The organism is Virgibacillus aidingensis (assembly GCF_010994035.1).
Classification (GTDB): Bacteria; Bacillota; Bacilli; order Bacillales; family Amphibacillaceae; genus Virgibacillus_N.
The window spans coordinates 12016-24134 of record NZ_WIXN01000017.1; the positions used below are offsets into that span (position 1 = coordinate 12016).

Annotated in this window: 11 protein-coding genes; 5 read left to right on the forward strand and 6 right to left on the reverse strand. The window is 38.8% G+C overall.

Annotated elements, in window-relative coordinates; all coding sequences use genetic code 11:
- The first annotated feature begins 1 nt into the window (after nt 1).
- Entirely contained in the window at nt 2-1669 is a 1668-nt protein-coding gene (gene rnjA, locus GHD25_RS13940) for a ribonuclease J1 (RefSeq protein ID WP_164217867.1), read from the forward strand.
- Nucleotides 1670-1861: 192 nt separating this feature from the next.
- Here the strand turns inward: rnjA and GHD25_RS13945 are convergent, their stop codons facing one another.
- The 6 genes from GHD25_RS13945 to cbpB all read right to left on the reverse strand — a co-directional run bounded on the left by GHD25_RS13945 (nt 1862) and on the right by cbpB (nt 8854).
- On the reverse strand, nt 1862-3592 hold the full coding sequence (locus GHD25_RS13945) for an ABC transporter ATP-binding protein (RefSeq protein WP_462943811.1): 1731 nt from the start codon (nt 3590-3592) through the stop codon (nt 1862-1864).
- Between the two features lie 111 nt (nt 3593-3703).
- Nucleotides 3704-5455, reverse strand: a complete 1752-nt coding sequence (locus tag GHD25_RS13950) for an ABC transporter ATP-binding protein (protein WP_164217871.1) — start codon at nt 5453-5455, stop codon at nt 3704-3706.
- Between the two features lie 270 nt (nt 5456-5725).
- On the reverse strand, nt 5726-6166 hold the full coding sequence (locus GHD25_RS13955; RefSeq protein ID WP_164217873.1) for a TlpA family protein disulfide reductase: 441 nt from the start codon (nt 6164-6166) through the stop codon (nt 5726-5728).
- A gap of 398 nt (nt 6167-6564) precedes the next feature.
- Nucleotides 6565-6807 carry a YkuS family protein gene (locus GHD25_RS13960; RefSeq protein WP_164217875.1) on the reverse strand — a complete coding sequence of 81 codons (243 nt, stop codon included), beginning with the start codon at nt 6805-6807 and terminating at the stop codon, nt 6565-6567.
- A gap of 172 nt (nt 6808-6979) precedes the next feature.
- Nucleotides 6980-7966 (reverse strand): diaminopimelate dehydrogenase, encoded by a 987-nt coding sequence (locus GHD25_RS13965; RefSeq protein WP_164217877.1) that lies wholly within the window; start codon nt 7964-7966, stop codon nt 6980-6982.
- A gap of 435 nt (nt 7967-8401) precedes the next feature.
- The gene (gene cbpB / locus GHD25_RS13970) at nt 8402-8854 is read right to left on the reverse strand and encodes a cyclic-di-AMP-binding protein CbpB (RefSeq protein WP_164217879.1); all 453 of its coding nucleotides are present in this window, start codon (nt 8852-8854) and stop codon (nt 8402-8404) included.
- Nucleotides 8855-9435: 581 nt separating this feature from the next.
- Between cbpB and GHD25_RS13975 the strand changes: the two genes are divergently transcribed.
- The 4 genes from GHD25_RS13975 to GHD25_RS13990 all read left to right on the forward strand — a co-directional run bounded on the left by GHD25_RS13975 (nt 9436) and on the right by GHD25_RS13990 (nt 12064).
- Nucleotides 9436-10296, forward strand: coding sequence for a metallophosphoesterase (locus GHD25_RS13975; protein WP_164217881.1), 861 nt, complete (start codon nt 9436-9438; stop codon nt 10294-10296).
- A 97-nt stretch (nt 10297-10393) separates the two neighbouring features.
- Nucleotides 10394-10981 (forward strand): SCO family protein, encoded by a 588-nt coding sequence (locus GHD25_RS13980; RefSeq protein WP_164217884.1) that lies wholly within the window; start codon nt 10394-10396, stop codon nt 10979-10981.
- Nucleotides 10982-11283: 302 nt separating this feature from the next.
- Entirely contained in the window at nt 11284-11757 is a 474-nt protein-coding gene (locus GHD25_RS13985; RefSeq protein WP_164217886.1) for a YkyB family protein, read from the forward strand.
- An 82-nt stretch (nt 11758-11839) separates the two neighbouring features.
- Complete coding sequence (locus GHD25_RS13990; protein ID WP_164217888.1) at nt 11840-12064, forward strand: hypothetical protein; 225 nt, start codon at nt 11840-11842, stop codon at nt 12062-12064.
- Nucleotides 12065-12119 lie beyond the last annotated feature (55 nt).

A 12119-nucleotide genomic window follows, 5' to 3' on the forward strand; every position in this document is an offset into this window, starting at 1 on the left:
AATGAAATTTGTAAAAAATGATCAGGCAGCTGTTTTCGCGATTGGCGGATTGGGTGAGATCGGAAAAAACACCTATGGAGTTCAATTTCAGGATGAAATCATCATTATTGATGCAGGGATGAAATTCCCTGAAGATGAATTGCTTGGAATTGACTACGTTATTCCGGATTATACGTACCTCGTCCAAAATCAGGATAAAATTAAAGGTCTGTTCATAACCCATGGTCATGAAGACCATATCGGAGGTATTCCTTACCTTCTCAGAGAAATAAATGTGCCTATTTATGCAGGTAAACTCGCAATCGGACTAATTAAAAATAAACTCGAGGAACATGGATTATTAAGAAGTACAAAACTAAATACTATTCAGGAAGACGATGTCATTAAATTCCGTAAAACATCCGTTGGGTTTTTCCGTACAACTCATAGTATCCCAGATGCATTCGGCATTGTTGTTAAAACCCCACCGGGAAATATCGTGCATACCGGTGACTTTAAATTTGACTTCACCCCGGTCGGTGAAGCGGCTAATTTAACAAAAATGGCCGAAATAGGCAAAGAAGGCGTGCTTTGTCTGCTTTCAGACAGTACAAATAGTGAAGTGCCCGGTTTTACAATGTCTGAAAGAGTGGTAGGAGAAAGTATTAATGAAATTTTCAGCCGGGTAGATGGCAGATTAATATTTGCAACCTTTGCCTCAAATATTTACCGGCTTCAACAGGTTATTGAGTCCGCGGTAAAATATAACCGCAAAGTGGCTGTATTCGGCCGGAGTATGGAATCCGCCATTAATCTCGGACAGGAAATGGGCTATATTCAGGCTCCGAAAGACACCTTTGTAGACTCCAATGAATTGAACCGCCTCCCTGCGCATGAAGTAACCATCCTTTGTACAGGCTCTCAAGGCGAGGCAATGGCAGCACTTTCCAGAATTGCCAATGGCACGCATCGGCAGATCCAGCTTATTCCCGGCGATACCGTCGTATTTTCCTCATCTCCAATCCCTGGAAACACGGTGAGTGTAAGTAAAACGATTAATAAGCTGTATCGTGCTGGAGCAGATGTGATTCATGGCAAATTAAATAATATTCACACTTCCGGTCATGGAAGTCAGGAAGAACAAAAGTTGATGCTCCGATTAATGAAACCAAAATTCTTTATGCCAATTCATGGTGAATACCGGATGTTAAAGGAGCATACCAAGCTTGCCACAGCCTGTGATGTAAAACCGGAAAACTCTTTTGTTATGGATAATGGAGATGTACTGGCACTCGGGAAGGATCAGGCCATTATTGCCGGAAAAATCCCTTCCGGTTCTGTGTATGTGGATGGCAGCGGAATCGGTGATATCGGCAATATTGTACTAAGAGACCGGCGCATATTATCAGAAGAAGGTCTGGTTATCGTTGTTGTAAGCATTAATATGAAGGAATTCAAACTTGCTTCCGGTCCGGATATTATTTCACGCGGCTTTGTATATATGCGGGAATCGGAAGACCTAATAAATGAAGCACAAAAGCTTGTTCATTCCCATCTGAATAAACTGATGGAACGAAGAACCAACCAATGGTCTGAAATCAAGAATGAGATTACAGACACCATTGCACCATTTCTTTACGAAAGAACTAAACGCAGACCTATGGTACTGCCAATCATTATGGAAGTCTAAAATACAAAAATGGACCGGCTGACCAACCGGGACAAGATAAAAAAGTCACAGTATGCTTATTTGGCACTGTGGCTTTTTCTCTTTTTGAGAAGCCCATAATTTCCCAAATTATTGAAGGTGGGAGAAGTTCTATTCCCATGAAACAAAGCAAAAAAATAAGGAGCAGTCCTTTTTGAACTGCCCCTTTTTATTTTACATCGCATCAAGCATTTGAAATTGGGATTTAACCAACCCATAGTATTCCCCGCGTTTTTCCATTAGTTCAGCATGATTGCCGTTTTCCAGTATTTTACCATTTTCCAGTACATAAATATTGTCGGACTCTCTAATCGTGGACAATCTATGTGCAATAATAATTGCGGTTCTTCCTTTCAGCAGTTTTCCCAATGCTTCCTGGATTTTCACTTCCGTTTCCGTATCGATGCTTGCTGTTGCTTCGTCAAGAATGAGGATACTGGGATCAGCCAGCAAAGCCCTTGCAAAAGACAACAATTGTCTTTCTCCTGCAGATAGAATATTCCCTCTTTCCTCTACTTCCGTTTCATAGCCATCACCCATCCGCAGAATGAAATCATCAGCTCCTACAACTTTTGCTGCATTTATTACTTCCTGATCCGTAGCATCCGGTCTTCCGAAGCGAATATTTTCCATAATCGTTCCGGAAAATATAAAGGTATCCTGCAGGACAACACTTATTTTTTTTCGAAGACTGTCAAGTTTAACATCTTTTAAATCGTGACCATCAATTTTAACTGCACCTTTTGTAGGGTCGTAAAATCGGCTGATCAGATTTGCAATGGTGGATTTTCCGCTTCCCGTATGGCCAACAAGCGCAATGGTTTGACCTTCCTTTATTTCCAACGATATTTCATGCAATGCGATTCTATCTTGATCATAGGAAAATTGTACCCTGTCAAACGTAATTCTTCCCTGCATCTTTTTAAACACATGGGCATTTTCCTTTTCCTCTACATTTGGTTCTTCATCCAGAAATTCAAATATCCGCTCTGAAGCCGACATTGCCATTAACAGCTGATTATAAGCCTGGCCGAGACGGGAGATCGGCTCCCAGAACATACCAAGGAAAAATGCAAAGGTAACAAAGGTTCCGATTTCAATCCCGCCATTCAGAATTAAGTATGCTCCGTAGGAAATGAGGATGATGGTGCCAATGGCATTACTCATTTCCACAAATGGACGAAACATGGCACTTTTCTTTGTTGCAGTTTTCCAGCTGCTGTAATTTGCTTCATTTACGCCTGCGAAATATGCAGCATTTTCTTTTTCCTGCGTAAAGGATTGCGTAATCCGCATACCCTGTAGTCCTTCATTTAAATGGGAATTCATCCGGGATTGCTGGATGCGCACGTCCTGCCATGACCGGCGGATGTTTCTTCTCAGCTTGGTGGAAATATAAAACATTAATGGCAGCACAATCATCACTGCTATCGCGAGATTTGGACTAAGCACAAATAAAATAACAATAATCCCTGTCAAGGTAATAATATCCATCAGCAGATTAATGATTCCGTTAGTAAACAGCTCCTGCAATGAATTGATATCATTCATGATTCTTACTAATATGGAGCCTGCTGAGCGTGAATCGAAAAAACGATGCGACAAGTGCTGGACATGGGAAAATAAATGCTGCCTTAGATCATAAATTACATTCTGGCCGAGTATGTTGACCCATTTTATCCGATATACATTGCCTGCATAACTTATTAAATAAAGGATTCCTATGCCAATAACCAAATACGTAAGCATGGTTACATCTTCGTTCGCTATTGCTACATCGATAGCAACCTTACCAATTAATATTGGTACAACTAATCGAACAATGGTAGAAACGAGCATTGCAATAATTGCAGCGGGCAAGTAGGTTTTGGAATAAGGTTTTAAATAAATAAGCAGCCGCCACATTTGCTGCCAGTTAAATGGCTTTTCTACGGCATGATCCAATGTATAGTGAAACCGTTCAAGATGTTTGCTTTCATTTGATTTATTTATCCTTTGAGCCAATTATATCCCCCCTTAAAGTGCTGCTGTATTCATAATTTCTTTCCTGTCCTGATATTGAATATTATAGATCCTTTCATAAGTCCCATTATTATGAATCAGTTCTTCATGCGTTCCTCTCTCCGCAATGCTTCCTTCTTCCAGTACAAGGATTTCATCCGCATGCTTTAAGGAAGAAATTCGGTGAGCAATGATAAATGACGTCCGCCCTTTCATTACTTCTTTTAATGCTTTTTGTATTTTAAATTCTGTTTCCATATCTACAGCAGAAGTAGCATCGTCCAGCACTAAAATACTCGGATTGATGCATATAGCTCTTGCAATGGCAATCCGCTGTTTCTGACCGCCGGATAACCCCATCCCCCGCTCGCCCAGCATGGTATCATAACCTTTTGGCATTTCCATAATGAACTCATGAGCCTGTGCCCGTTTTGCCGCATCAATAATTTGTGCATTTGAAGCTTCAGGATTTCCATAAGCAATATTTTCCTTAATTGTAGTGGAAAATAAAAAAGGTTCCTGCAATACAAAACCGATTCCATTACGCAAAACTTTTAAATCATATTCTGCAACAGGGTTTCCATCGACAAGCACTTCGCCCTTTTCCGGTTCATAAAAGCGGGTAATAAGCTGGGTAATACTTGTTTTACCAGCACCCGTAGCACCAATCAACCCGATTACTTTTCCCGGCGGTGCATCAAAGGAGATATTTTTTAAAGCTGCATCATCATCTTCGGTATATGTCAGTGTAACATCGTTAAAGGTCACATGACCTGTAATCGGCTGACTGATGGCATTTTCTTTTTCCACAATATCTTCTTTGGCATCCAAAATTTCAAGCAGCCGTTCTGCCGAGGCTTTTGCCTGGGAGAACAAGTTAATAATAAACCCAAGGTTCATCAGCGGACCTAATATATACCAAACTAAGCTAAAAAAGGCCACTAATGCGCCGGGAGTAAGCCCCCCGCTAATCACAAGATATCCGCCATATGCCAATAATGCAACAGCACACACATTACCGATAAATTCCATTAACGGAAAATACCTCGACCATATTTTTGCTGTATTTAAATATTTCTGCCGGTAATGATCATTACTTGAAGAAAAGCGGTCTATTTCAAAATCCTCTCTGGATAATGATTTCACTGTGTTCATGCCGCTGATGTTTTCCTGTACGCGTGTATTCAGTTGCCCCATGGACTTTCTGATCTTCCGGAATGCCGGATGAACCCGTTTATCAAACCGATACACAACCAACGCCAAAAATGGCATTGCGGCCATTGTTACAATCGCAAGCGGTACGGAATAATAGAACATTACACTCAGGCTTATCAGGATTAATAACACAATCCGCAACAGTTCTGCAAAGCCAAGTGAAAGAAAAAACCGAAACCCTTCTACATCCTGTGTAAGCCGTGACATAATATCACCAGTTCTGGCGTTGTCATAATATTTAAAAGACAGGACCTGGAGTTTATCATATAAAGCTTCCCGCAATTTATACACTGACGTTACACCAAATAAATCACCCAAATACTGATGATAAAATGTTGCAATCCCTTTAATAAACATTAAAACAAAAAAGATACCGGAAATATAAGGTATTAATTCGTATTGATCTGCAAGTACAACGTTATCGATTGTCTGCTGCAATACAATGGGATATACAACAGTAATTGAGGTTATAAATAGTAAAAAAAACAAAGATAAAAAGAAATACTTTTTATAAGGCCAGTAAAATTCTTTCAGTTTTTTAAATGTATCCAAAGAGATTTCCCCCTCCGATGCTTATACGTAATTACTAATATAACGGTTTCCGAAATAAATATCTATAGTTTTTGCTAAATTTTTTTAATTTTATTTTTAAATGTGCATGTACATATTTTCACAAAAGAAATATACTTAATTATCCAATGCCTGTACCGCTTTTGCAAGTAAAATTATATTTATCTTTTACATGCTGGTGAAAAAGTTATGATCTTTAAACAGGCAAACACCAGTGTTTTTAAATAACACCGGTGCCAATTTTAAGCGTATTTATTTGACCAGCCGTTCCAGACGATTCTTTAACATTTGAACGTTCCCGCTTCCCTTTTGAAGATAGCGCAGGCTTCCCCCGGCATCAAATAAGTAAAAGGAAGGTACCTGGCGATTTGCGAATGCTTTTGTAAGCTTTTCTTCCCCATCTACAAATACCGGTTCAGTCATCTTATTTGCTGCTGCTGTCTGTTTAATGAGATCCATATCCAAATCTTTCTCGGATCGCGGCATATGAACAGCTATGACTGCTAAATCATCCTTATATATGTTTCGCAGCTTTTGAATCCGTGGGATTGATCTTTTACATAAATCACAGCTTACAGACCAGAAATGAATTAATACCGGTTTATTTCCGATAAGCTCATCTTTTTTAATTTCTCTACTATTTAGCCATGCAGTTGCACCCGTCAAAGCAGGTAATTCATCTCTCAGTTTCATCCGTAACCTCCTCGTTTCCATTTACTTCTCTATTCCATTCATATTTATATATGTTTTTTTAAATAAAAAGTTTCTTCTATTCTGTATGGAAGAAAGGGGTTAAAGATATTGTTTTCTTTATGGAATAAGCTTGAAAAATTTCATGTAAATTAAACCTGCAGACCGCTTTCGGCAGAAGGCAGAATGCTTTTCTATATTTTTACACCGGATACGTATATCAATTTTGCTTTTTCATTCAATGATCCGCCTGAGAATTCCACCTGACTAAAATATGCTTGTGGCCCTTGTACACGACGCATCCAACCATCCTAATAACAACATTAAAAAATAACAGAAGGAATCCTCCTGTTATTTTTTAATGTTGTTCTCTATGTCGTTTTACAGGCAAACTTTTTTGTTTAACTCAGTTTGTCATTCACCATGTCGCATACTTCCTGAGCACTCGCTCCCTGCGCATTTATAACTGGTCCGGCAATGCTTGTGTCAGCCATACCCATCATATCTTTATCCTGGCCGGTAATAATACAGCAGTCACAGTAAGCTGCATCTTCACTGGAACGCAAAATAACCACTTCATGTCCCATTTCCATTAATGCTTCCTTCACATCTGTCAATGACTCCTCTATGCCTATACGTGCCATTTTATTGCCTCCTCTATACATGATTACCTATAGTTTTTACATTCATGCAGAAGATATACAATAACGATAATGACACTTTTTAATCAGGAGATGTATTCAAATGCAGGCATATATATCTTCCTTTTAATGTGTCAATCTATATAAGATAAAAGGGAGACTGCAGAGAATTTATTTACAGCAGTTCTTTCCTGAGCTGTTCCGGCGTCTTAGGTGATAATAGCCCGATTGGAACATCAAAAACGGTTTTCGCACCCTCGTCTCCGGATTTATTTAGTTTGTAGGCAGCCCGGGCGTAAGCTGCAAGCACGCTGGCCGTAAATTCCGGATTACTGTCAAGGTTTAAGGAATACTCAATCAGCTGGTCCGTATCCTCCCCGGTTTTCCCGCTGCGGATCACAAATCCGCCATGCACTTTTTTCCAATGATTTTCTGCAAGCTCTTCTTCTGTAATAAAATTTACTACAGTATTATATTCATCAAAATAATTCGGCATAGTTTTAATTTCTTCTTCAATTCTCTTTACATCTGCACCTTCTTCCGGTACAACATAGCATTCACGCAGATGTTTATCTCTTGTTGATAATTCCGGTTTTTCGCCATTTCTAACGCGGTCAACTGCTTCTTCAATTGGTATGGTATACTGAACAGCATCCTTTACACCATTTACCCTTCTGACTGCATCCGAGTGTCCCTGGCTAAGTCCTTTGCCCCAAAATGTATAAGTATCCCCTTCCGGAAGGATAGCTTCTCCCAGCAGGCGATTCATGGCAAACACGCCCGGATCCCAGCCGACGGAAATAATACTAATTTTATTTCCTGACTTTGAAGCCTCATCCATTACAGGGAAATATTCAGGTATCTTTGCATGAGTATCATAGCTGTCAATCGTATTAAACAGTTTTGCAAACTCCGGACCCTGTTCTGGCAGATCTGTTGCAGAACCCCCGCAAAGAATCATAACATCTATTTCATTTGTGTATTTTTCCGCCTCTGAAACATGCACGGCTTTCACTTCCGGATCCAGCAATTGAACTGTCTCAGGGTCTCTCCTTGTAAATACGGCAACAAGCTTCATATCGCTATTTTGCCGGATAGCCAATTCTACCCCTCTCCCTAAATTACCATAACCGTTGATTCCAATTCTTATTTTTTCTCCCATATGTCTACCTGGTTATCTAAAAGTGTTATAAATTATTTCGGACCGACTTAATTTAACCAGGTTTCACCTCCCATAAAAAATTTATAATCCGTAATCCCTGACGAATCCCGGAAAACTCTAGCCGAATTCACAACTAAATTCATAAATAAAAATAACAGCTTGTACAAATTTTGGCTAATCATTTTACTTGAAGCTTTGAAAACTGTTTTCCCGAGACCATAATGCTGTGGTATTTACAATGCTGATTGCGGTAATCCGGCTTGCCGCTAAAAGAGTTATTTGCCTTGTTTTTGTGTGTAAAACGTAATGGCGGCAAGCATTTGCTCAACAATTTTTACTGTGCAGTGCTGCTTTCGAAGCTTTTTTGTCCAAGTTTAGGAAGAGTACTCCTATATATATGTTTAAAACTTTATGAATCAGCAAGTATGCAACATTTTATTCTGTCTCTTTTTTTGCAGTATATATATCCTTTTTAATTTGTTTTAAGATTGCTCTTCTGGTCAAAATGCCATCAAAATAGCCATCTTTGTCCCGAACACATACAAACGGGTAATTGATTAATGTGTTCATGCCTTTCACCAATGTATCCTCTTTTGTTAATTGTGGTATATCCTTACTCATAACTTCATGTACACGCATATCCGAGAGCTTTTCAAATTCAAAACGTTCCAGTCCCAGTATTTGATTTAATATAACCGTTTTTCCGATAATGCCTACCAGCCGGTAGGAAGAATCCAGAACCGGTACAGCGGAATAGCCAGATTTAACAAGTACCAGAAGTGCATGCTCCAGAGGATTATTCACTTGAACATGCGCAACTTTTTCCGAGGAGATCATTAAGTCTCCAACCATGGTGGATGCTAAATGTTGTTCCTGTAACGTACTCATCATAAGCGCCCCCTTATTTTCTTTCACCCATCTAAATTTGTATTTGGACACAGATTAAATAGCGTGATTACCAAAGTACATATATTTCAATGAACAGATTTAAGTATTTTTTTATCACCATATTTAGTTTACCATATATCATAGGTGAGCAAAAAAATAATGAGTGATTTTGGATGAATTTTGTCTTTATTTTAAGGAGATTGATTCAAGCAGATAACCAAATTTATCACCCCCTCAGACTTCTAAAAAAGAAAAACTTAGAACTTTTTAGAAAGCTGCCCAAAGTTAATTTTATTTACACAACAGCAGCTGACAGAATATGTATTTTTTACGGCAGTATTGCTCTGCCCCATTAAATATAAAAGAAATCTGCTTTACAGAAGTCTTACATTATTTGTTACAGATAAATTTCCTTTTTTTGTGACTTTAAATGTAATTTACCAAAATGATGCTTTTCACATGGATCATCTGTTTGTAATTAATATATGCTTAAACGGATAAATGGATACTGGGCAAACAATGCTGGTTTTGATCAATTCATGTTATAATTTTGTTTTATGGACCAGGAAAGGACTGAAATTATGAATAGACGGTCTTTCTTAAAAAAGGCTTTGGGAAGTGTGCTTGCCGTGTTTGGCTTAAGTGGATCAACTTATTATTATGCCAGGGAAATCGAGACTGGATTATTACATGTAAATGAAAATATAATTTCCTTCCCATCTATTTCACCGGCGTTTAATCAATTTAAAATTGTACAGTTTTCGGATACCCATCTTGGTTTTCAATATTCCCTGGATCAATTAAAAGAATTGGCAGGAACCATTAATGACCTGCAGCCGGACATAATCGTTTTTACTGGCGACCTGGTCGATTCTCCTCATTTGTATGACTGGAATCCCAGGCTCATTGATATTCTGGGATCACTGCGGGCGGGACATGGAAAGTATTGGATATACGGAAACCACGATCATGGCGGATATGGTACAGAAATTGTCCTTGATGTAATGAAGCAGGCTGATTTTACACTATTGCAAAACAGCCATGTGCTTATCGAAAAAGAAAATGAACGATTTATATTGGCAGGAATTGATGATGTACTGCTCGGCAAACCCGATATAGAAAAGGCCTTGCAAAATGGAAACCCTGATCTATTTACGATATTGCTGGCCCACGAACCGGATTATGCCGATAAAACCATAAAATTTCCCGTGGATGTCCAATTGTCGGGACATAGCCATGGCGGCCAAATACGCTTTCCCTTTCTTGGACATGTATACACTCCTGCCTATGCCGAAAAATATGTGGAAGGAAAATACACACTCCAAAATGGAAAGCTGGATTTATATGTAAATAAAGGAATAGGTACGACCAGGCTGCCATACAGATTTTTATGCCAGCCGGAAATTCACTTGTTTACACTGGAAAACAGCAGCTCATTGTAACAGTGCGGCATTACTAATTGTTAACAATTTATACATAGTATTTCCGGCCATTACATGATAAACTATGATAAAAATTTTACCGCGGAGCTGATAGAATATGATAAATAGAAATTTTTTCTCTATATTATTGCTGTTTCCCGGCATACTTCTTTTGTTAACCGCCTGTGGAGGCGAGCAGTATGAAGGTGAAATATCCTTTGAAATAGAAGATTTCACCTTCATTAATCAGGATAATGAAGAAGTAAGCAAAAGCGATTTGGATGGTGAATTTTGGGTTGCCAACTTTATCTTTACAAACTGTGAAACTGTTTGTCCGCCCATGACCTCCAATATGGCCAGTTTACAATCACAATTAAGTGAAGCCGGATTGGATGATGTTAAGCTCGTATCTTTTACAGCTGATCCGGAAAGAGACACACCGGAAGCTTTAAAGGAATTTGGGGAATCGAGGGGGGCGTCCTTTGATAATTGGCATTTCCTCACGGGTTACGACTTTGAAGAGATTCAGTCATTCTCCGTAGATAGTTTCAAATCTTCATTGGAAAAAGAACCGGATTCTGACCAAATGATGCACACAATACGTTTTTTCCTGATTTCACCGGAAGGCAATGCCATTAACATGTATACAGGCACGGAGGCTGCAGCCATGGAGCAAATTGTAGAAGATATCAGCAGTATGTATTAACTTTTCTTGACTATTCCATTGTATTTTTGGGATAGTCTTTTAAAATAGATTTTCCGGAACTGCCTTCAGGGGAATGCACCTCTTAATTTTTTGTTCAAATCATCTTTCCGGCAGCAAACTTTGATCAATTCAGTTTTTCGAACAATTTTCCGTAACTTTTGATAGGTACTTGCATAAGTAAACGCTTTACGATAGGATAAAGACAAGCTATGCCGTCATATTTTGATACTTCGGTAAATAAAAGCGGTTTGCCTCAAATATATTGGAAGGCTGACAGCTGAAGAAGGAAGGGGGATAACTGTATGTCGGAGGAAACGGCACTAAATGACATAGCTAAAGCATTATATACCATTAACCGTCACGCAAAAACAGCGCCAAACCCAAAACATTTATATTCCATGAAAAAAGAAGCAATAAGTCAACTGTTAAAAAAGAATCAGGCGGTAAAAATAGGACTTCACTTTTCCAATCATCCGAAATTGAGCAATCAGCACTCCACCCTGCTAGTTAAAGTAGATGAATATTATTTTCATATACCTCCAACAAAACAAGATTTTAAAGACCTTGACCATTTGGGATCTCTTGATAATAATTATAGAAATCCGCGAGCTAAAATGTCCTTGTCACAGGCAAAACGAGTAATCTACGACTATATCGGGTGGACTCCCCCAAAAACACAGGGTACGCAAGGAGCTAAGAAGCAATATTCTTCAGCATATTTTACTCCATCTTCTCTTGGCAAAATGGAATGGCCGCCAAGAAAAACTCATCGATAGACTAAAAGTATGACAAACCTTCCGAAACTGCATGTTTTACTTCTGTTGTTTTAGGTAATATACAGTAAAAGGAGGTAGCCATATGGAGGAGTTAAATGATTTTCTTTATGAGCTGAAAAAGTACGCGGGTCAGACACATACGCTTAAAGACAAATACGAAAAATTGAATGAAGCAGAAAAGAAAAAAGTAATGGATGCTGCACCGGACAACTTAAGTGCTCCGGATCAATTTTTCCAGCCGGTATTTGAATGGCTGGAGGCGATGTATGAATCTATGGATGTCAGAGAAGAAGAAATGAAAGGGTAAGATGCACTTATAGCAGCAGCAAACTGCCCTGTTTATTCTTAAGAGGAAATAAAAC

Bases quoted from the DNA above. Each gene is read 5' to 3' on its own strand.
- rnjA (WP_164217867.1), top strand. From the start codon at position 2: ATGAAATTTGTAAAAAATGATCAGGCAGCTGTTTTCGCGATTGGCGGA.
- GHD25_RS13945 (WP_462943811.1), bottom strand. From the start codon at position 3,592: ATGTGGCGGCTGCTTATTTATTTAAAACCTTATTCCAAAACCTACTTG.
- GHD25_RS13955 (WP_164217873.1), bottom strand. From the start codon at position 6,166: ATGAAACTGAGAGATGAATTACCTGCTTTGACGGGTGCAACTGCATGG.
- GHD25_RS13960 (WP_164217875.1), bottom strand. From the start codon at position 6,807: ATGGCACGTATAGGCATAGAGGAGTCATTGACAGATGTGAAGGAAGCA.
- GHD25_RS13965 (WP_164217877.1), bottom strand. From the start codon at position 7,966: ATGGGAGAAAAAATAAGAATTGGAATCAACGGTTATGGTAATTTAGGG.
- cbpB (WP_164217879.1), bottom strand. From the start codon at position 8,854: ATGAGTACGTTACAGGAACAACATTTAGCATCCACCATGGTTGGAGAC.
- GHD25_RS13975 (WP_164217881.1), top strand. From the start codon at position 9,436: ATGAATAGACGGTCTTTCTTAAAAAAGGCTTTGGGAAGTGTGCTTGCC.
- GHD25_RS13980 (WP_164217884.1), top strand. From the start codon at position 10,394: ATGATAAATAGAAATTTTTTCTCTATATTATTGCTGTTTCCCGGCATA.
- GHD25_RS13985 (WP_164217886.1), top strand. From the start codon at position 11,284: ATGTCGGAGGAAACGGCACTAAATGACATAGCTAAAGCATTATATACC.
- GHD25_RS13990 (WP_164217888.1), top strand. From the start codon at position 11,840: ATGGAGGAGTTAAATGATTTTCTTTATGAGCTGAAAAAGTACGCGGGT.